General features: G+C 65.8%; 15 protein-coding genes and 1 pseudogene. 6 read left to right on the plus strand and 10 right to left on the minus strand.

Going from position 1 to position 18098, the window contains the following annotated elements; translation table 11 throughout:
• Nucleotides 1–2 precede the first annotated feature (2 nt).
• Both rfaE1 and rfaD read right to left on the minus strand, forming a co-directional pair.
• Complete coding sequence (gene rfaE1 / locus ACVMIH_RS14750) at nucleotides 3–1475, minus strand: D-glycero-beta-D-manno-heptose-7-phosphate kinase (protein ID WP_057016713.1); 1473 nt, start codon at nucleotides 1473–1475, stop codon at nucleotides 3–5.
• An 18-nt stretch (nucleotides 1476–1493) separates the two neighbouring features.
• Entirely contained in the window at nucleotides 1494–2474 is a 981-nt protein-coding gene (gene rfaD, locus ACVMIH_RS14755; protein WP_456862307.1) for an ADP-glyceromanno-heptose 6-epimerase, read from the minus strand.
• Nucleotides 2475–2609: 135 nt separating this feature from the next.
• On the opposite strand from rfaD, the gene waaF reads away from it, so the two are divergent.
• Nucleotides 2610–3674 carry a lipopolysaccharide heptosyltransferase II gene (waaF, locus tag ACVMIH_RS14760; protein ID WP_456862309.1) on the plus strand — a complete coding sequence of 355 codons (1065 nt, stop codon included), beginning with the start codon at nucleotides 2610–2612 and terminating at the stop codon, nucleotides 3672–3674.
• Here waaF and ACVMIH_RS14765 read toward each other — a convergent pair.
• A complete protein-coding gene (locus ACVMIH_RS14765; RefSeq protein ID WP_456862311.1) occupies nucleotides 3656–4702 on the minus strand; it encodes a glycosyltransferase family 4 protein in 1047 nt (348 codons plus the stop codon). The genes waaF and ACVMIH_RS14765 overlap by 19 nt on opposite strands.
• Nucleotides 4703–4834: 132 nt before the next feature.
• Between ACVMIH_RS14765 and galE the strand changes: the two genes are divergently transcribed.
• Both galE and ACVMIH_RS14775 read left to right on the plus strand, forming a co-directional pair.
• Complete coding sequence (gene galE, locus ACVMIH_RS14770; RefSeq protein WP_456862313.1) at nucleotides 4835–5848, plus strand: UDP-glucose 4-epimerase GalE; 1014 nt, start codon at nucleotides 4835–4837, stop codon at nucleotides 5846–5848.
• Nucleotides 5849–5957: 109 nt separating this feature from the next.
• Nucleotides 5958–7769, plus strand: coding sequence for an ABC transporter ATP-binding protein (locus ACVMIH_RS14775; protein ID WP_057016717.1), 1812 nt, complete (start codon nucleotides 5958–5960; stop codon nucleotides 7767–7769).
• A 6-nt stretch (nucleotides 7770–7775) separates the two neighbouring features.
• On the opposite strand, the gene ACVMIH_RS14780 is transcribed toward ACVMIH_RS14775, so the two are convergent.
• Nucleotides 7776–8954 carry a dipeptidase gene (locus tag ACVMIH_RS14780; protein ID WP_456785405.1) on the minus strand — a complete coding sequence of 393 codons (1179 nt, stop codon included), beginning with the start codon at nucleotides 8952–8954 and terminating at the stop codon, nucleotides 7776–7778.
• A 152-nt stretch (nucleotides 8955–9106) separates the two neighbouring features.
• On the opposite strand from ACVMIH_RS14780, the gene ACVMIH_RS14785 reads away from it, so the two are divergent.
• Nucleotides 9107–9808 (plus strand): fumarylacetoacetate hydrolase family protein, encoded by a 702-nt coding sequence (locus tag ACVMIH_RS14785; protein ID WP_076825777.1) that lies wholly within the window; start codon nucleotides 9107–9109, stop codon nucleotides 9806–9808.
• Nucleotides 9809–9875: 67 nt separating this feature from the next.
• On the opposite strand, the gene ACVMIH_RS14790 is transcribed toward ACVMIH_RS14785, so the two are convergent.
• On the minus strand, nucleotides 9876–10100 hold the full coding sequence (locus ACVMIH_RS14790) for a hypothetical protein (RefSeq protein WP_057016719.1): 225 nt from the start codon (nucleotides 10098–10100) through the stop codon (nucleotides 9876–9878).
• A gap of 209 nt (nucleotides 10101–10309) precedes the next feature.
• Between ACVMIH_RS14790 and ACVMIH_RS14795 the strand changes: the two genes are divergently transcribed.
• Nucleotides 10310–10582 carry a hypothetical protein gene (locus ACVMIH_RS14795; protein ID WP_456862315.1) on the plus strand — a complete coding sequence of 91 codons (273 nt, stop codon included), beginning with the start codon at nucleotides 10310–10312 and terminating at the stop codon, nucleotides 10580–10582.
• Between the two features lie 91 nt (nucleotides 10583–10673).
• Here the strand turns inward: ACVMIH_RS14795 and ACVMIH_RS14800 are convergent, their stop codons facing one another.
• From ACVMIH_RS14800 to ACVMIH_RS14815, 4 genes and pseudogenes are all read right to left on the minus strand, one after another.
• Nucleotides 10674–11048: an SPW repeat protein gene (locus ACVMIH_RS14800; RefSeq protein WP_229191981.1), complete on the minus strand. Its 375-nt coding sequence runs from the start codon at nucleotides 11046–11048 to the stop codon at nucleotides 10674–10676.
• Nucleotides 11049–11069: 21 nt separating this feature from the next.
• Nucleotides 11070–12416, minus strand: coding sequence for an MFS transporter (locus ACVMIH_RS14805; protein WP_016842171.1), 1347 nt, complete (start codon nucleotides 12414–12416; stop codon nucleotides 11070–11072).
• 287 nt (nucleotides 12417–12703) lie between these two features.
• Nucleotides 12704–14342, minus strand: a pseudogene (gene ggt, locus ACVMIH_RS14810) (gamma-glutamyltransferase).
• Between the two features lie 298 nt (nucleotides 14343–14640).
• Nucleotides 14641–16338 (minus strand): NAD-dependent malic enzyme, encoded by a 1698-nt coding sequence (locus ACVMIH_RS14815; RefSeq protein WP_076825783.1) that lies wholly within the window; start codon nucleotides 16336–16338, stop codon nucleotides 14641–14643.
• A 326-nt stretch (nucleotides 16339–16664) separates the two neighbouring features.
• Between ACVMIH_RS14815 and ACVMIH_RS14820 the strand changes: the two genes are divergently transcribed.
• Nucleotides 16665–16820: a hypothetical protein gene (locus tag ACVMIH_RS14820; protein ID WP_016843659.1), complete on the plus strand. Its 156-nt coding sequence runs from the start codon at nucleotides 16665–16667 to the stop codon at nucleotides 16818–16820.
• Between the two features lie 90 nt (nucleotides 16821–16910).
• On the opposite strand, the gene ACVMIH_RS14825 is transcribed toward ACVMIH_RS14820, so the two are convergent.
• Complete coding sequence (locus ACVMIH_RS14825; RefSeq protein WP_456862317.1) at nucleotides 16911–17840, minus strand: aspartyl/asparaginyl beta-hydroxylase domain-containing protein; 930 nt, start codon at nucleotides 17838–17840, stop codon at nucleotides 16911–16913.
• Nucleotides 17841–18098: the final 258 nt, after the last annotated feature.

Here is an 18098-nt window from a genome sequence, read left to right on the forward strand (position 1 = left end):
GCTCACGCCTTGCCCTCACGGGCCCGCGCAACCAGCGACGTCGTGCTGTGGCCGGGCAGGATCTCGACCAGCACCACCTCGCCGCCGGCGGCTTCGACGATCTCGTGGCCGACCACCTGCTCGCGGGTATAGTCGCCACCCTTGACCAGAACGCTCGGCCGTACCTGCGTGATCAGATTGATCGGCGTGTCCTCCTCGAAGATCGCGACGAGGTCGACGGCTTCCAGCGCCGCCAGCACCTCGGCGCGGGCGCGCTCGTCCTGCACCGGACGTCCCTCGCCCTTCAGCCGCTTCACCGAGGCGTCGCTGTTCAGCCCGACGACCAGGCGGTCACAGGCGCCGCGCGCGGCGGTCAGCACCTTGACGTGGCCGGGGTGCAGGATGTCGAAGCAGCCATTGGTGAAGCCGATGCGCAGATCCTGCCTGCGCCACTCCTCGAGGCATGCATCGATGTCGCCGCCGGCCGCGACGATCTTCTCCTCGGCCGCCAGCGAAGCGTGCGGCAGAATCCTTCGGCGCAATTCGGCGGACTTGACGATCGCGGTACCGGTCTTGCCGACCGCAACCGCCGCCGCCGCGCTCGCGATCCGCAGCGCGCCCTCCCAGTCGGCGCCGCCCGCCAGCGCCAGCGCCAGCGCCGCGGCAACGGTATCGCCGGCGCCGGAGACGTCGCGCACCTTGACCGGCAGCGCCGGCACATGGATCGACTCGCCGCCCCGCGTCACCAGCGTCATGCCGCGCTCGCCCTGCGTCACCAGCATCGCCTCGCAATCCGCGAGATACATCGCATCGGGCGCGGCCTGCGCGATGCTGTCCTGGCTATCGGCGCGGCTGCGGGTCGCTTCGGCGAATTCCTTGCGGTTCGGCGTCAGCACGGTCGCGCCGCGATAGATCGCGAGGTTGGCGCTCTTGGGGTCGACGATAACGCGCTTTTGCGCCTGGCGCGCCGCGTCGATCACGTTGCGGATCACGCGCGCGGTGAGCACGCCCTTGGCGTAGTCCGACAGCAGCACGATGTCGGCCCGCGCAAGACGCGGCAGGATCGCATCGATCAGCTGCTGCTCGATGGCCGGCGCGGCCGGCGCGGCGAGTTCCCAGTCGGAGCGCAGCATGTGGGTCGAAAATTGCTCGGAGACGAAGCGCACCTTGCGCGTGGTCGGACGCGCGGCGTCGCGCACCAGCACGGTCTCGATAGCGGGCTCCTTCGCCAGTGCTTCGGCCAGCACCGCGCCGGCGGCGTCCTCGCCGATCAGGCCGACGAAGATGCAGCGCCCGCCAAGCGCGGCGATGTTGCGCGCGACGTTGCCGGCGCCGCCGATATTGGTCTCGCTGCGCCTGACCGCGATCACCGGGGCCGGCGCCTCCGGCGAAATCCGCGACACCTCGCCATAGACGAACTCGTCGAGCATGAGGTCGCCGACGCAGAGCACGGTCTGGCCGGACATGGCACGCGAGATCGCTTCAAAATCGAACATCAGTCACCGTCATCCGCTCTAGCGATAGCGATCCGCGCGATCGAGAAAGCCCTTCACATAGGCCCCGACTGCGTCTTCCAGGCGAGTGAAACCGCCATTGTATCCGGCGCGTCCGAGACGATCGACGACGCTCTGGGTGAAGTACTGGTAACTGTCGCGAATCTGCTCGGGCATGTCGACATACTGGATGTTCGATTCCAGCCCGAGCGCGCCATAGGCCGAGACGATCAGGTCCTTGAAGCTGCGCGCCTTGCCGGTACCGACATTGAACAGCCCGGAGACCCGCGGCGTCGCGATCAGCCACATCATCACCCGCACGACGTCGTCGACATAGATGAAGTCGCGGCGCTGATCGCCATCGGCGATGCCCTCGCGATGCGACTTGAAGAGCTGCACCACGCGGCCCGCCTTGATGTCGTCGAAGCGGCGCGCCAGCACGCTCATCATCGGGCCCTTGTGATATTCATTGGGGCCGAACACGTTGAAGAATTTCAGCCCGGCCCATTGCGGCGGCAGAGGCTCGCCCTTCGCCGCGCGCTCGGCGACCGCAAGGTCGAACAGGTTCTTGCTCCAGCCGTACAGGTTCATCGGCCGCAGCCGCCTCAGCGCCTCGACCGACGCGTCGTCGTCAAACCCCTGTTCGCCGTCGCCATAGGTCGCGGCCGAGGAGGCATAGATGAACGGCGTGGCATTCGCCGTGCACCAGTCGAGCAGCCGCATCGAGAGACGGAAATTGGTCTCGATCACCAGGTCGCCGTCGGTTGCCGTGGTCTCGGAGATGGCGCCGAGATGGATCACGGCGCTGAGCCGCCGCCCCTTCAGCCAGTCGCCAAGCTCGGCCGGCGGAACGACATCGGCAAGCTGGCGCTTGGCCAGGTTCCGCCACTTGCCGTCCTGCCCAAGCAGATCGCAGACCGCGACGTCGCTGCGCCCGGCGTCGTTCAACGCGGCCACGACGTTCGATCCGATAAAACCGGCGCCCCCGGTTACCAGAAACATGATGAAATCCCGCCAGATTCCTTTGCAGCCGTCAGCTTTGCCCCACTCCCGCGTCACAGGCAACGACGGCTTTACCTCTCATCGCGAACCGGTTACCGACTTGGCCGCGCCCGATCGGCCCTGGCCTATTTAGAAATGAATATCGATTCAATATCTGATATCGAAACACAGGATACCGGGGATACCAGACCTATCCTCGTGGTGCCCTATGTTTGGATCGGCGATTTCGTGCGCGGCCACACGGTGGTCAGGGTGCTCCGCAAGCGCTGGCCGAACCGGCCGATCGACCTTCTGACATCCAGGCTTTGCGCCCCTTTGGTCGATTATATGCCCGATGTTCGCGCCGGGATCGTGTCCGACCTGCCGCGCAGCCGGCTGGCGCTGGCCCAGCAGCAGGCGCTCGCGGCCGAGCTCCGCCGACGGAACTACGCCACCGCGCTGGTGCTGCCGCGGACCTGGAAGGCCGCTCTCGCACCGGCGCTGGCGGGCATCCCGGAACGGGTCGGCTTCTTTGGCGAGGTGCGGTTCGGCCTGATCAACGCGATGCGATGGGGTGAAAAGCAGCAGCCGCGCTTCATCGACAAGAACGCAATCTTGGCGCTGCCTGACGGCACTGCCCGCCCGCCGGAATGGCCGGTGCCGCAGCTTCGGGTTCCCGCGGACGAAATCGAACGCTGGCGGCAGGCCAACGGCCTCGGCCGCGGTCCCGCCATCGCGCTCGGCCCCGGCTCGGTCGGCGCCTCGAAGCGCTGGACCTATTATCCGGAGGCCGCGCGCCTGTTCGCCGAACGCGGCTTCGACGTCTGGGTGGTCGGCGGCCCCGGCGAGAAGGCGCTGGCGCAGGAGATCACGGCAGCCGGCGGCGCGCGGGTCCGCGACCTCACCGGCACCGATCTGCGCAACGGCATTCTTGCGATGGCCGCGGCCAGCGTCGCTGTGACCAACGACTCCGGCCTGATGCACATCGCCGCCGCAATCGGCACGCCGACCATGGGCATCTTCGGCCCGACCGATCCCTATCTCTGGGCGCCCCTCAACGGCCTCGCCGCGACAGTGCTGCAGACCAGGAGCAAGCTGTCGTGCCAGCCGTGCCAGCGCACGGTCTGCACCATGAACGATCATCGCTGCATGCGCGACATCGCCCCCGAAGAGGTCGTGGAGATTGCGCAGCGCGTGCTGGCTCAGGTCAGCGCGCGGTAGACCGCCGCGATCACGTTCGCCTCGGCATCGAGGCTGAACTTATCCACAACTCGTTGCCGCGCCCGCGCCCCCATCGCCGCGGCCGCTGCCGGATCGCGCATCAAGGGCTCCAGCGCGGCCACCAGCGCGTCGGCATCGCCAGGCGGCGTCAGCACGCCGGCGACGCCGTCCTCGACGACGAACTCGGCCGCGCCCGCGCGCGCCGCCACCAGCGCCGCGCCTGCCGACATCGCCTCGATCAGGGTCAGGCCAAAACCTTCATTGCGCGAGGTGAAGGCGTAGATCGTCAGCCGCTGGTACCAGCGCACGACGTCCTCGATCGGCAGTTCGCCCGTGATGATGATGCGCGATTGCAGGCCGGCGGCCTCGATCTTCCGCTTCAGCTCGTTGGCAAAGGCCAGTTGCTCCGGCACCACGGCGCCGACGATGACGGCGGTGAAATCGGGATAGCGCGGCAGCAGCCTGCACATCGCCTCGACGAAGACGTCACTGCCCTTCTGCGCGCGCACCCGCCCGAAGCAGCCGATCGCATAGCGTCCCGGCAGTCCGCTCTCGGCGAAGGCTGCCGCGCGATCGGCCGGTGGCGCATAACGATCGGTGTCGACGCCGTGCATCACCACTGTGGCGTCGCGCTTCAGATAGGAGGCCGACAGCGGACTGGTGGCGATGATCGCGTCCATGTTGCGGATCAGCCAGCGCGTCAGCCAGGTGTGATGGCGCTGCGCGGCCGAGGTGAAGACCAGCTTCAGCGGCCAACCGAGCACACGCAGCGCGAGCCCGACGATCATCTCGTCGTTGCGCCGTGCATGCCAGATCAGCGGCGATGCGCGCCGCCACAGCCGCAGGAGACCGGCGAATCCGATCGCGTCGATGCCGTCGGGCCGATGCGAGCCGAGCCAGCCTGCGCGGAACATTTTGGCGAGCTTCGGCGCGACCATGCGGTTGGTCGCGGTGACACCCGAATAGCGTCGGTGCAGATTGGGCACGATGAGCTCGAGCTCGCGGGCAGGTGTGTTCTCGATCGGCACTCAAGTCTCCGTTTCGTGCCAGTTCCTATACGCAACATTAAGCATAGTGGCCAGTTGGGCCGCGGCGAAACCCCCTCTTCACCGCACTCCCGCTAGCATCGCCAGTTAAAGAACATCGGGAGAGCTCTATCCATGACCGTGCTCGTGACCGGCGGCGCCGGCTATATCGGAAGTCACATGGTTCATGCGCTGGTCGATGCCGGCGAGAGCGTCGTCGTGATCGACAACCTTTCCACCGGCTTCTCCGCGTTCCTGCCCGAAGGCGTGGCGCTGTTCATCGGCGATGCCAGCGACGAGAATCTCGTCGAGGGCGTGATCGCCCAGCACGGCATCGACAGCATCATCCATTTCGCGGGCTCCGTCGTGGTGCCGGACTCGATGCGCGATCCGCTCGGCTACTACCGCAACAACACTATGACGACGCGCAGCCTGCTCAACGCGGCGGTGAAGGGCGGCGTCAGCCGCTTCATCTTCTCCTCGACCGCGGCCGTTTACGGCAATCCGCACCAGGTGCCGGTGCCGGAGATCGCACCGACGCGTCCGCTGTCGCCCTACGGTTCGTCGAAGCTGATGACCGAGATCATGCTGCACGACGTCGCATCCGCTCATGGCATGAGCTACGTCGTGCTGCGCTACTTCAACGTCGCCGGCGCCGACCCGAAGGGCCGCGTCGGCCTTGCCACCATCGGCGCCACCCATCTGCTCAAGATCGCGGTCGAGGCCGCGACCGGCCAGCGCGCCAAGATCGACGTGTTCGGCACCGACTATCCGACCCAGGACGGCAGCTGCATCCGAGACTTCATCCATGTCAGCGACCTCGTCGAGGCGCATCGCTCGGCGCTGTCCTATCTGCGCGCCGGCGGGCAATCGGTGACGATGAATTGCGGTTATGGCCGCGGCTATTCCGTGCTCGAGACGATCGAGGCGGTGCGCCGGGTCTCGATGCGCAACTTCGCGGTCGCCTACGCCGCGCGCCGGCCCGGCGACATCATGACCATGGTGGCCGACACGACAAGGATCCGCTCGCTGCTCGACTGGACGCCGCGCTACGATGATCTCGAGACCATCGCGAGCCACGCGCTGGCCTGGGAGGAGAAGCTGTTCCGGGAGCGCGCGGGCTCCGCGCGACAGGCGGAATCGGCCTAAAAAACAAACCGTTATCAAGCAGTTATTGTGCTTGAAAAAGCCCCGCCAAGCGGGCAAGGAGGTCCCGCAACCCTGACGGCCGGCGCTGCCCGCCGTCAATGGAACGCGGATGGCCCAGTTTCCAAAGAAAATTACCGACGATCCCTATGGCGCGGCGATCCTGATTCGCCGCCTCGTCATGGAACAAGGGATTACCTATTGGCGGCGCTATCTGACGGCGTTCGCCCTGATGGCCGTTGCGGCCGGCTCGACGGCCGGCGCCACCTACGTGCTCGGCCAGGTGATCAACCAGGCCTATGTCGACAAGAACATCCCCGGCATCGCGATGTTCGCCGGGATCACGGTGGTGCTGCTGTTCATCAAGGGCGTGGCGACCTACGGCCACATGGTGATCCTGAACAAGATCTCCAACGCCATCCTCGCCAGCAACCAGCGGCAGCTATTCGCCAAGCTGATGAGCGAGAGCATCGGCTTCTTCTCGCAGCGGCACTCGTCGGAATTCCTGGCGCGGCTGACCGCCGGCGCCAAGTCGATCACCGACGTACTCAACATGCTGGTCAATGCGATCGGCCGCGACTTCCTGATGCTGATCAGCATGGTCGCCGTCATGGTCTGGCAGGACCCGCTGATGTCGTTCATCGGGCTCGTGGCAGTGCCGCCGGCGATGCTGATGCTGCGCAGGCTGGTGAAGCGGATCAAGGGGCTCGCCTACAACCAGTTCACCGGCACCGCCGACATCATGGAGACGATGCAGGAATCGCTGCAGGGCATCCGCACCGTGAAGGCGTTCACGCTGGAAGGCACCATGCAGCAGCGGATCGACGAGCACATCGCAACCGTCGAGAGCAATGCCAACAAGATGGCACGCGTCGCCAACCGTTCCAATCCGCTGATGGAAATGCTCGGCGGCTTCGCGGTCGCCGGCTGCCTGATGTATGGAGGCTACAGCGTGGTGGCGCTCGGTTCCACGCCGGGCCAGTTCTTCACGTTCCTGACCGCCTTCCTGATGGCGACCGAGCCGGCCAAGCGGCTGGCGCGGCTCAACATCGACCTCAACAGCCAGCTGGTCGGCGCGCGGATGCTGCTCGAGGTGGTCGATAGCCCGGCGAGCGAACAGTCCGATGACGGCAAGCCTGCGCTGAAACTCTCCGAGGCGCAGATCGAACTGCGCGACGTCAGCTTCGCCTATCGGCCGGGCGAGCCGGTGCTGAACCGCATGAGCTTCGTGGCCGAGCCTGGCAAGGTGACCGCGCTGGTCGGCCCCTCCGGCGGCGGCAAATCCACCGTGCTGGCCTTGCTGCTTCGTTTCTACGAGACGCGCGAGGGCGACATCCTGATCGACGGACAGCCGATCTCGTCAGTATCGCGCAAGTCGCTGCGGCAGCAGACCGCTTATGTCGGACAGGACGTCTATCTGTTCCGCGATACCATCCGCGCCAACATCGCCTTCGGCAAGCAGGGCGCCACCGAGCAAGAGATCGTCGACGCCGCCAAGGCCGCCTGCGCGCACGACTTCATCATGAGCTTCCCGCTCGGCTACGACACGCCGGTCGGCGAGCACGGCACCCAGCTGTCCGGCGGGCAACGCCAGCGCATCGCGGTCGCCCGCGCGCTGATCAAGAACGCGCCGATCATCCTGCTCGACGAGGCCACCGCCGCGCTCGACTCGGAGTCCGAGAAGCAGGTGCAAGAAGCGATCGAGCATCTCTGCCAGGGCCGCACCACAATCGTGATTGCGCACCGCCTGCACACCATCATGCATGCCGATGCGATCCTGGTGGTCGAGGGCGGCGAGATCGTCGAGCGCGGACGGCACGAGGAGCTGCTGCGCCGCGGCGGCCGCTACGCCTCGTTCTTCCGCCTGCAGCACCACCACGACCCGTCGCCGCTGGCGCTGGCGCCGATCAGCGCCACCGGCTAGAGCCTGTCATCCCCTCCGGGCAATGCCTGCGCGCAGCACGCGCAGGACATTGCCACCCATCACCTTGCGGATGTCGTCCTCCGAGAACCCGCGCGACATCAGCGCCTGGGTCACGGCGACGATCTCGCTGGCATCGAAGCCCGTGGTGGTCGAGCCGTCGAAATCCGAGCCGAGGCCGACATGGTCGATCCCGACCAGGTCGCGGACATACGCGATCGCCCGCGCCACGTTGTTCGGATCGAGCGAGCAGACCGCGCCTTGCCAGAAACCGATGCCGACCACGCCGCCGGTCCGCGCGACACCGCGGACTTCGTCGTCGGTGAGGTTGCGGTTGACCTTGCAGGTCGCCTGAACGCCGCCATGGCTCGAGACCACCGGGCGCGTCGCCATCGCCAGCACCTCGGCGACCGCCGCGTGGCTCGCATGCGCGAGGTCGACGATCATGCCCATCGCCTCCATCCGCTGCACCACCTGCCGGCCGAGCGGCGTCAGTCCGCCCTTTGCGACGCCGTGCATCGAGCCCGCGACATCATTGTCGAAGAAGTGAGCGAGACCGGCCATTCTGAATCCGACGGCGTAGAGCACGTCGAGATTGGCGATATTGCCCTCGATGTCCTGCAAACCCTCGATCGAGAGCATGCCGCCAACCACCGTCGCGCCGCTCTTGCGGTCGGCGAGCAGGCGATCGAGGTCGGCCGGCGTTGCGATCAGGCGCAGCCGTCCGGCGGACTGTTCGGCGAAGCTCCGCAGTTTCTCGGCATGCCACAGCGAGCGCTGCAGCAACGAGAACCACGTCCGTGGCGGCTGCAGATCGATGATGGCGAGGTTCGTGATGGTGTCGGTGTCGGCGCCGTTGGCATCATAGTTCTGGCCCTTGGGCGACTTGGTGACCGACGAGAACACCTGCAGCGCGTAGTGTCCCTCGATCAGGCGCGGCAGGTCGATATGGCCGCGATCGGATCGCGCGATCAGGTCGCGCTTCCACAGCAGGCTGTCCGCATGCATGTCCGCCACGTCGAGCGACGCCTGCAGGGCCGTAGCGGCGGGCGTGATATCCAGCGCCACGCGCTGGACCCTGTTCTGCGCCCGGTCGATCCGCTCCGGGACGACCGTGAAAAAGCGAACGGCGGCGGCGATCAGGACCGCGGCGACCAGCGCCAGGCCGATCGAAAGCCATTTCCTCATGGACACCACCGCCTTTGTCGACCAAAGGCGGCTGCGCTCGGCGGAAAGCTGGCCTCACCTCTGCGCCGGATGCAGCCGCGGCCACTAGCCCTGAGCGGCGTAAGCGCGTAAATACCGCCCGCGCTCCCTCTTCAACCCTCCGGGACCCGTTCATGAACGCCGCATCCACCGTCATTCCGCTTCCCCCGCAGCCCTCGCTTCCCGTCGTCGGCGAATCCGGCACCTATCCGGTCCGCCGCATCTGGTGCGTTGGCCGCAACTATCTCGAGCATATCAGGGAGATGGGCAATGACGAGCGCGCGCCGCCGTTCTTCTTCGGTAAGCATGCCGACATGCTGGTGCCCGATGGCGCGATCATCCCCTATCCGCCACTGACCAAGGACCTGCATCACGAGGTCGAGCTAGTGGTGGCGATGAAGAGCGGCGGGCTGAACATTCCCGCCGACAAGGCGCTCGAGCATGTCTACGGCTATGCCGTCGGCATCGACCTGACCCGCCGCGACCTGCAGATCGCCTCGCGCAAGAAGGAGCGGCCCTGGGAGATCGGCAAGTCGTTCGACTATTCCGCGCCGTGCTCGGCGATCCAGCCGGCCGCGAAGATCGGCCACCCGACCGCGGGCAAGATCTGGCTCACCGTCAACGGCAAGGAAGCCCAGAAGGGCGACCTCACCGAGCTGATCTGGAACGTGCCTGAAATCATCTGGCAGCTCTCGCAGCAGGTGAAGCTCGCCGCCGGCGACATCATCATGACCGGCACGCCCGCGGGCGTCTCGCAGCTGCAAGTGGGCGACAAGCTCGAATGCGGTGTCGACGGCGTCGGCAAGCTCGCGGTGACGATCGGCAAGCCGGAATAACCGCCTCAGGAACGAGGCAAGGCCCAAAGCCCCGGACCTCAGGTCCGGGGCTTTTTGCTGTGCGCCATCAGCGCATCGTGCCGGGCATGCAGGGCGGCTCGGTGAAGGGAGCGGTTGCGAACGATCCAACCTTCGGCGCGCGCACGCAATCGGTGGTCTTGCTGCTGACCGTCGTTGTCGTCATCGAAGCATTGGCGCGCCGCACCGCAGCGTTGTTGCCGGCGGCCGACGCCTGCGCCGAACAGGCGGCTGCGGCAACCAGCGCAAGCGCCGCGAGGGTCAATTTGGTCATGGGATTTCTCCGTACGGTGGGTGAAGCCGACCTAGCTCGGCTCCTGTGATCAAGGACCGCGAGCGCCCCGAAATTATTTCATCACGCGCGATCACCGCGCCGCGAGCGCCCGATCACATCGGATGGAGCGGGGAATACCGGAACGACCGGGGCACTCCATGTCATCAAGGCCGCGCGCAAAACGCGGCGACGACGATATGGAGGTTTTCATGATCGATCTTCAACGACCCGCCGTACGACTTGGCTTGGCTGCGATTATGTCCGCGGCAATGGCGACCGCTTGCTTCGCACAGGCGGCGGTCCAGCAGCCCCGCGCCTACGCGTCAAACGAAACCGCGAGCAGGCCGTGGTCGGCGCCGGTCGGCCATCGCCAGCCGCGCGCCGCCGATATTCCGGCGACGACATCGACATCGCAGCAGATCATCGATCAGGAGGACGCGATCGTCGACCGCAAGATCAAGGGGATTTGCCGCGGCTGCTAGAGCATGATCCGGAAAAGCGCGGAGCGGTTTTCCGAGGAGGTCATGCTCAAAGACAAGGAGCCACACCCCTCGGTCTCGCCGGCGGCGGATCCTACTGCCTTTCGGCGGCCTGCGGCGCCGCCGGGCCGAAATGCGTTTTCTCGTATTCGAGCCACAGCTCGAGCAGCGCCATGAATGCCACCACCGCGCCGGCGGCGATGGCAAAATGCATCGCGCGGGTATGCGTGAAGCCGAGCAGCCACGGCGAGACGATCAGCCAGCATCCGACGACCAGGTTGATCCATTCTTCCCAGATCGAGAACGCGACGATCGCCGCCAGCGACATGATCGCGATCGCCGCGCCGCTGATCCTGAGATCGATCGCCGCCGTCGGATTGGCCCGCACGAACAGCCACGGCGCAGCGAGCAGGAAAATCGCTGCGATGAGGTTATAGAGATCGAGCGCGGATTCTTTTCGCCACTTCATCATCGATTGCTCCCTTGCTACTCAAACCCGCTGCTGATGCGCCTCGGGCGCATTGATGTCCCTGCCCGTGTAGTCGGTCATCATCGCGGTCGCGACCAGCGTGATGATTGCGCAAGCCGCGATATAGGCCGCGATCGCGGTCGCCGAATGGAACGTGCCGAACAGCCAGGTCGCGATCAGCGGTGCCGGACCGCCGGCGATCACGGAAGCAAGCTGATAGCCTAGCGAGGCGCCGCTGTAGCGCAGGCGACCAGTAAAGCTCTCTGCGATCAGGGCCGCCTGCGGGCCGTACTGCATGTCGTGCGGAATCAGCGACAGGAAGATCGCAAGGAAGATGATCGTTTCCGATCCGGTGTTAAGCATCGCGAAATAGATGAAGCCGAATACGCCGGTCACGGCAGCGCCGATCATGTACATGTTCTTGCGGCCGATCTGATCGGAGATGTGCCCGCACAGCGGGATCGAGACGAACGACAGCACCGAGGCCGCGAGCACCGCGGTCAGCAGGAAGTCACGCGACACGTGCAGCGTTCCGACGCCGTAGGAGAACACGAAGGCGGTGAAGATGTAGAACGGCGCCTGCTCGGACATCCGCGCGAAGGCGGACAGCAGGATCTCCTTCGGATGATCGCGGATCACCGTCAGCATCGGCGTGCGGTCGAGCTGACGCTCGGCCAGCAGCTTGCTGAACACAGGCGTTTCCAGAATGCCGAGCCGGATGTAGAGGCCGACACCGACCAGGACGATGCTGAGCGCGAACGGAATGCGCCAGCCCCACGACAGGAACTGGTCGCCCGACATCTGGCTGAAAGCCAGCACCGCGAGATTGGCGAGGAACAGTCCGCAGGGCACGCCGAATTGCGGCCATGACGCGATCAGGCCGCGGGAGCGATCGTTGCGCGCCCATTCCATCGACATCAGCACCGAGCCGCCCCATTCGCCGCCGACGCCGACGCCCTGGATGAAGCGCAACACGGTCAGGATCACCGCGCCCCAGATGCCGATGCTGGAATAGGTCGGCACCAATGCGACCGCCGCGGTCGCCAGTCCCATCAACAGCAGCGTCGCGATCAGCGTCGACTTGCGGCCGATGCGGTCGCCATAGTGCCCGAAGATCGCAGCCCCGATCGGCCGCGCGACGAAGCCGACCGCATAGATGGCGAAGGCCTCGAGCGTGCCGACCCAGGGATCGGAATGCGGAAAGAACAGTTTTGCGAACACCAGGCCGGTGACGGTGCTGTAGAGAAAGAAGTCATACCACTCGATCGCGGTCCCGACGGTGGAGGCGATCACCGCACGGCGCATCTGCAGCTGATGCTCGGATGGTGTGAGCCGGTTGGCGTCGAGGCCGGGGGTCAGACCAAGCATTGGGCCAAATCTTGCCATGGAGGTGTCTCCCTCGCACAGGCCCCCGGACGGATATTGACTGTGGTTTGTTTGAGCACAAACGATAAGGCGCGCCGGAAAGTTCCACCGGAACGGACCGTCGAGGCTTGAACTTTAGTCGGCCTTCAGTCGGCCATGGCGAGCGACAGATCGCAACGCGTCGAGGGCGTCGTCCGCCACCGCTCGCCCACCGGGGGGGACCATGCTTCGCAGATGGCTGCCGGATGCGGCAGCCGCCGGGCGGCTTCGTCAATCTGCCGCGCTTCGTCTCATGACAGCCCGAGCGCCCGCCCGTCGCTGCGCGGATCATGCGCCCCGGTGATGCTTTCGTCGGCGTCGATCCGGATCGCACCCGGATGTCCCGCGAGCGGGCTCTGGGCCGGTATCGGACTGATTTCGTGGCCGCGCCCGGCGAGCGCCTTGAACACCGCTTCACCGGCATCCTTCTCCAGCTTCAGGCTGTCGCGCGCATCGGAGAACGTCTTGCCGAGCAGGAAGCGCGGTCGCGACAGCGCGGTAAGCGGATCCATGTTGTAGTCGATCAGCCTGGTCAGCACCGCCGCGAGCGTCTGCGGCTGCCCGTCGGCTCCCTGCGTGCCGTACAGCAGATGCGGCCGTCCGCTCTTGAGGTAGATTCCCGGATTGAGCGTGTGGAACGGCCGCTTGCCCGGCTTGAGGCAGTTGGGGCTCGCCGGGTCGAGGTTGAACGACGCACCGCGGTTGTGCCAGATGATGCCGGTGTCGCCGGCCACCATGCCGCTTCCCCAATCGTAGTAGACGGTTTGCAGCATGCTGACGCAATTGCCGTCCCGGTCGGTCGCGGCGAGATAAACCGTGTCGCCCTTCTTGAACACGTGCGGCCACGGCATCGCCTTCTCGAGGTTGATCGCCTTCGCGCGCGCGTCGAGGTAGCTCGCCGAGAGCAGCTGATTGACCGGAACGTCGACGAATTCCGGATCGCCGATGTAGCGGCTGCGGTCGATGAAGGCCTGCTTCACCGCTTCGACCACGCAGGTGATAGTAGTCCGCGCTCCCTTCCGGATATTTCGCGAGCTCGAAGCGGTCGAGGATACCCATGATCTCGAGTGTCGTGAGACCCTGCGTCGGCGGGCGCAGCCCGAGCAGCTCGCCGCCGCGATAGCCGACGCGCAACGGCGTCTCGTCGCGCGCGCGGCAGCGTGCCAGATCGTCGGCGGTCAGCGGCGAGCCGATCTGCTTCAGTCCGGCCGCAATGCGCGCGGCGAGCTTTCCTTCGTAGAAATCACGCCCGCCATTTGCCGCCAGCATCTCCAGCGATTTCGCGAGTTCAGGCTGGACCAGCGGCTCGCCGATTTCAGGCATCCGGCCGGCGGGCATGAAGATGCGCTGGATGTCGGGCCAGTCCTTCAGGTTCTTCGCTTCCATGTCCTGCCAGAAGCGCTGCGACGGCGTGACCGGGAAGCCCTTGCCGGCGTATTCGATCGGGCGCTCGAACAGCGACGCCCAGCTCTGCTTTCCGGCCCAGGACTTGCGGCTGAAATCGAACGCCTGGTCCCAGACGTCGACGGTCGTGGCCGCGGTCAGCGCCGACCCAGGCCCCCGGATCGGGACCGAGCCGCTGTAGTTCGGCAGGTTGAGTGCAGCCTGACCTGCACCGGACAGCGTCCGCACATTTCCCTTGCGGTCGCTGATCACCATGAAGCTGTCGCCGCCGAGGCCGCTGAAATGCGGATAGGTCACGCACAGCGTGGCACCGATGGCGATGACCGCCTCGATCGCATTGCCGCCCTTGCGCAGCACCTCGAGCCCTGCCTGCGTGGCAAGTTCGTGCGGGCTCGTCACCATGCCAGTCTTCGATCGCGCCAGCGCGCCCGTATTGTCGAGGGCCCGGAGCGGTCGCGGCGCCGCCGCGGCGACCGCCGTGAGCATGGACCCGATCAGCAACTCCCTGCGCGACATGCCAAGATTGGCCATTCGACTTCCCTCCCCGTTTCCTCGTTGCGTCGATGTTGTGCGATCGCGGGCTGCGGACACCGCGACGTCCAAATCCCCGAAGGATCGCCACTGGCATTTGGCATACCAAGATTGAAGGAAATTCTTACTTCGGTCAAGCCCGTCGAGTAGACGCGAGCGGGGTCGAGCCCGGCCCACCCCGATCATGATGGTCGCAAAATCGATGCGGCCCGCGCGCGGCGCGGAAGATCGCGCCGCGCCGCCGCGCCGAGCTCTAAGCCCGATCGCTGCGGCGGTACGGCACGTAGCGCGGCGTCCAGACCTTGGCGTGAATCCGCGCCTCGACCTGGTCGATCGGAACGTCCCTCGCCAATCCCTCCTTGTGCGCCTGCAGCGCGACCGCAAGCGCCACGGTCTGCGAGACGTCACGCAACGCGCTGACCGGCGGCAGCAGATTGTGCTTCGGGTTGTCGCGCGCCGGCGAGACGCTGGCCAGCGCCTTGGCGGCGGCCATGAACATGCCGTCGCTGACCCGGCTGGCACCGACCGCGAGCGCGCCGACGCCGACCCCCGGGAAGATGTAGGAGTTGTTGGTCTGGTCGACCTTGAAGCGCGCGCCGTCGCGCATGATCGGCGGGAACGGGCTGCCGACGCCGATCAGCGCCCGCCCCTCGGTCCACGCCTCGATATCGACCGGCGTCGCCTCCTCGCGCGAGGTCGGATTGGACAGCGGGAAGATCACCGGCCGCTTGTTGCACTCGGCCATCGCGCGGACGATCGGTTCGGAGAAAGCGCCGGCCTGGCCGGAGACGCCGATCAGCACCGTCGGCCTCGCGTTGCGCACGACGTCGAGCAGCGCGATCTTGTCGGGATGGCTGAGCTGCCAGCCCGCGATCGCCTGCCTGTTCTGCACGAACGGAAGCTGGAACGGGGCGAGCCCGCTCATACCCTCGAGCAGCAGCCCGTCGCGGTCGACCATGAAGAAGCGCTTCGCCGCCTCGCTCTCGGACAGGCCGGCATCGACCATCGCGGCGCGGATCAGGCTGGCGATGCCGCAGCCGGCCGAGCCCGCGCCGAGCACGGCGACGCGCTGCTCGGTGAGCGGCACGCCGGTGACGTTGATCGCGGAGAGCAAGGCGCCGGTCGCCACCGCCGCGGTGCCCTGAATGTCGTCGTTGAAGGTCAAGAGCCGGTCGCGATAGCGCTCGAGCATGCGCGTCGCGTTGTTCTTGGCGAAGTCCTCCCATTGCAGCAGGACGCGCGGCCAGCGCTTCACCACCGCCGCGACGAACGCCTCGATGAAGTCGTCATAGGCCTGGCCGCGGACGCGCTCGTTGCGCCAGCCGACATAGAGCGGATCGGCGAGGCAATCGGGATTGTCGGTGCCTACGTCGAGCATGATCGGCAGCGTCGTTGCCGGATGCAGGCCGCCGCAGCCGGTATAGAGCGCGAGCTTGCCGATCGGGATGCCCATGCCGCCGGCGCCCTGGTCGCCGAGGCCGAGGATGCGCTCGCCGTCGGTCACCACGATCGCCTCGACGTGATCGAAGCGCGGATGGGCGAAAATGCGGTCGATCCGGTGCTGATGTGGGATGCTGAGGAACAGCCCGCGCGGCTTGCGGAACAGCCGACTGAATTTTTGGCAGCCCTCGCCGACGGTCGGCGTGTAGACGATCGGCAACAGCTCTTCCAGGTTGCCGACCAGGAGCGCGTAGAACAGCGTCTCGTTGGTGTCCTGCAGCTCGCGCAGAAAGGCATAGCGCTCGATGTCGGTCTCAAAGCCGCGGAGCGCCTCGAGGCGGCGCGAGACTTGCTCGTCCAGCGTCAAGATATTGGGCGGCAGCAAGCCGTGCAGGTCGAACGCCTCGCGCTCGGCCTCGGAGAACGCCGTGCCCTTGTTCAGCTGCGGATCGGCCAGCAGCTCGTAGCCGCTCAGCGCAGTGGTCGCAAAAGCTCCTGATGACTCCGACATGGCAAGGTCCCCTCAATGCGAAACGCCAGATCGGACGTTATCACGCCCATGTAACGGATCGGAGTGCGAAGGCGCGCCGCCGCGCAAAGTTGAACGGCCCCGAACGCTGCGGCTGCAGCTGCGGACCGACACCAACATACCTTGGTATAGCCCGCCTTATTCCTTGTGATGGCCCGTGCTTACGCCCGTACAGTTGAGCGATGGCGAGAGATTTTTACACTCGCGGCTACTCCAGCGTGATCAGGATCACTGCTCCGAGCCGTCAATCGCAAGACTGTCACGGGTAGCAGGTGTCGACTGGAACGCGGGTTTCGAGGAACACTCAGATGATCGTCAACATTCAGAAGCTGAACGGCCTGTGGCACCTTATCGTCGGGTCGTGCAAGATCCGAACTCCGTTCCTGGAGACCCAGGACCGCGAGTGGGTCGTCGCCTACGCCAGGCGTATCTACCCCGGCGCCAAGGTTTTCGAGCGCGACTGACGCTGTTCCGCCTCACAGCTCTCGTCCCAGACAGAAAGCCCCGGAGCATGCTCCGGGGCTTTTGTTTTCAACGCGGCAACGCCTCTGCAATCAGTGCAGCGCCGACATCACGATCAGGCCGAGGATCAGCGCGATCGCGGAATATTTGAGCGTGTAATACACGTTCCGATTCCACTCCTTGACCTTGCGGCTGGCGAGATGGATCTCGTAGAGCTTGCCGAACACCTTGTTCAGCGCGCCGACATGCTCGCCGTCGACGTTCTGGGTCGCCGACGCCTTGACGATGTTGTGGCTGACCCAGCGGTTCATCGCCGTCATGAAGCCGAACTTCATCGGGCGCTCGACGTCGCAGAACAGGATGATGCGGTTGACGTCGGTCTTGTTCTCGGCGCTGTGGATGAACGTTTCGTCGAACATGAAGGCCTCGCCGTCGCGCCAGACGCATTCGACGCCGTCGACGAGGATGCGGCACTGGTTCGAGTTCGGCGTCACGAGTCCGAGGTGATAGCGCAGCGAGCCGGCGAAGGGATCGCGGTGCGCCCCGAGCTTGCCGCCCGGCGGCAGCATCGCGAACATCGCGCCATGCACGTTCGGGATCGAGTTGAGCAGCTCCACCGTCTTCGGGCACAGCGTCCGCGCCGACGGCAGGAAGTCGTCGTACCATTTCAGATAGAAGCGCTTCCAGCCGCTCTTGAAGAAGGAATAGAAGCCCCAGTCGTTGTTCTTGGCCGCGGCGCGGATGAAGCCTTCGTCGAACAGGCGCGTGGCCTCGTCGCGGATCGTCTCCCAATTGTCGGAGAGCTTCTTGAGCTCGGGAAACTGCTCGACCGGAATCACCGGCGTGTTGGGCACGGCGGAGCCAGCATACATCAGCACATTGTAGGGCGCGAGGTAGGTCGAGTGATCGCCGAGCTGGCGGGCGAAGCGCAACCGCTGCTTGCCGCGGAAGTGGACGTAGAGCGTAGAGGCCACCAGCACGTAAAGAATGACGAGCTGCGGCGCGAAGAGCTGTCTCAACATGATCCGTGTATGATCGCTGCCCGCCGACGCTCTTCATGCCCCGCCCAGCAGGAGCCGTTCCCCTGACGGGCGGCCCAGTCCGGGCGGCGAAACGCGTCGCCGTCCGCGAAAATTCCCCTGTTTCATAGTGACGGCACTGCGGCGCGGTCTGGCAAATGAGCCGGAATCGTTGCCGCGGTGCCGTCCCGGACCAGCCATGTAAGCGTTCGCTCACCAAATGTGAAGCGTCGCGCCGCACTGGTGCCAACTTTATGACAC

It is taken from the genome of Bradyrhizobium sp. USDA 4503 (assembly GCF_054055815.1).

Bases quoted from the DNA above. Each gene is read 5' to 3' on its own strand.
- galE (WP_456862313.1), top strand. From the start codon at position 4,835: ATGACCGTGCTCGTGACCGGCGGCGCCGGCTATATCGGAAGTCACATG.
- rfaD (WP_456862307.1), bottom strand. From the start codon at position 2,474: ATGTTTCTGGTAACCGGGGGCGCCGGTTTTATCGGATCGAACGTCGTG.
- waaF (WP_456862309.1), top strand. From the start codon at position 2,610: ATGAATATCGATTCAATATCTGATATCGAAACACAGGATACCGGGGAT.
- ACVMIH_RS14780 (WP_456785405.1), bottom strand. From the start codon at position 8,954: ATGAGGAAATGGCTTTCGATCGGCCTGGCGCTGGTCGCCGCGGTCCTG.
- rfaE1 (WP_057016713.1), bottom strand. From the start codon at position 1,475: ATGTTCGATTTTGAAGCGATCTCGCGTGCCATGTCCGGCCAGACCGTG.
- ACVMIH_RS14775 (WP_057016717.1), top strand. From the start codon at position 5,958: ATGGCCCAGTTTCCAAAGAAAATTACCGACGATCCCTATGGCGCGGCG.
- ACVMIH_RS14790 (WP_057016719.1), bottom strand. From the start codon at position 10,100: ATGACCAAATTGACCCTCGCGGCGCTTGCGCTGGTTGCCGCAGCCGCC.
- ACVMIH_RS14815 (WP_076825783.1), bottom strand. From the start codon at position 16,338: ATGTCGGAGTCATCAGGAGCTTTTGCGACCACTGCGCTGAGCGGCTAC.
- ACVMIH_RS14825 (WP_456862317.1), bottom strand. From the start codon at position 17,840: ATGTTGAGACAGCTCTTCGCGCCGCAGCTCGTCATTCTTTACGTGCTG.
- ACVMIH_RS14805 (WP_016842171.1), bottom strand. From the start codon at position 12,416: ATGCTTGGTCTGACCCCCGGCCTCGACGCCAACCGGCTCACACCATCC.
- ACVMIH_RS14820 (WP_016843659.1), top strand. From the start codon at position 16,665: ATGATCGTCAACATTCAGAAGCTGAACGGCCTGTGGCACCTTATCGTC.
- ACVMIH_RS14800 (WP_229191981.1), bottom strand. From the start codon at position 11,048: ATGAAGTGGCGAAAAGAATCCGCGCTCGATCTCTATAACCTCATCGCA.
- ACVMIH_RS14795 (WP_456862315.1), top strand. From the start codon at position 10,310: ATGATCGATCTTCAACGACCCGCCGTACGACTTGGCTTGGCTGCGATT.
- ACVMIH_RS14785 (WP_076825777.1), top strand. From the start codon at position 9,107: ATGAACGCCGCATCCACCGTCATTCCGCTTCCCCCGCAGCCCTCGCTT.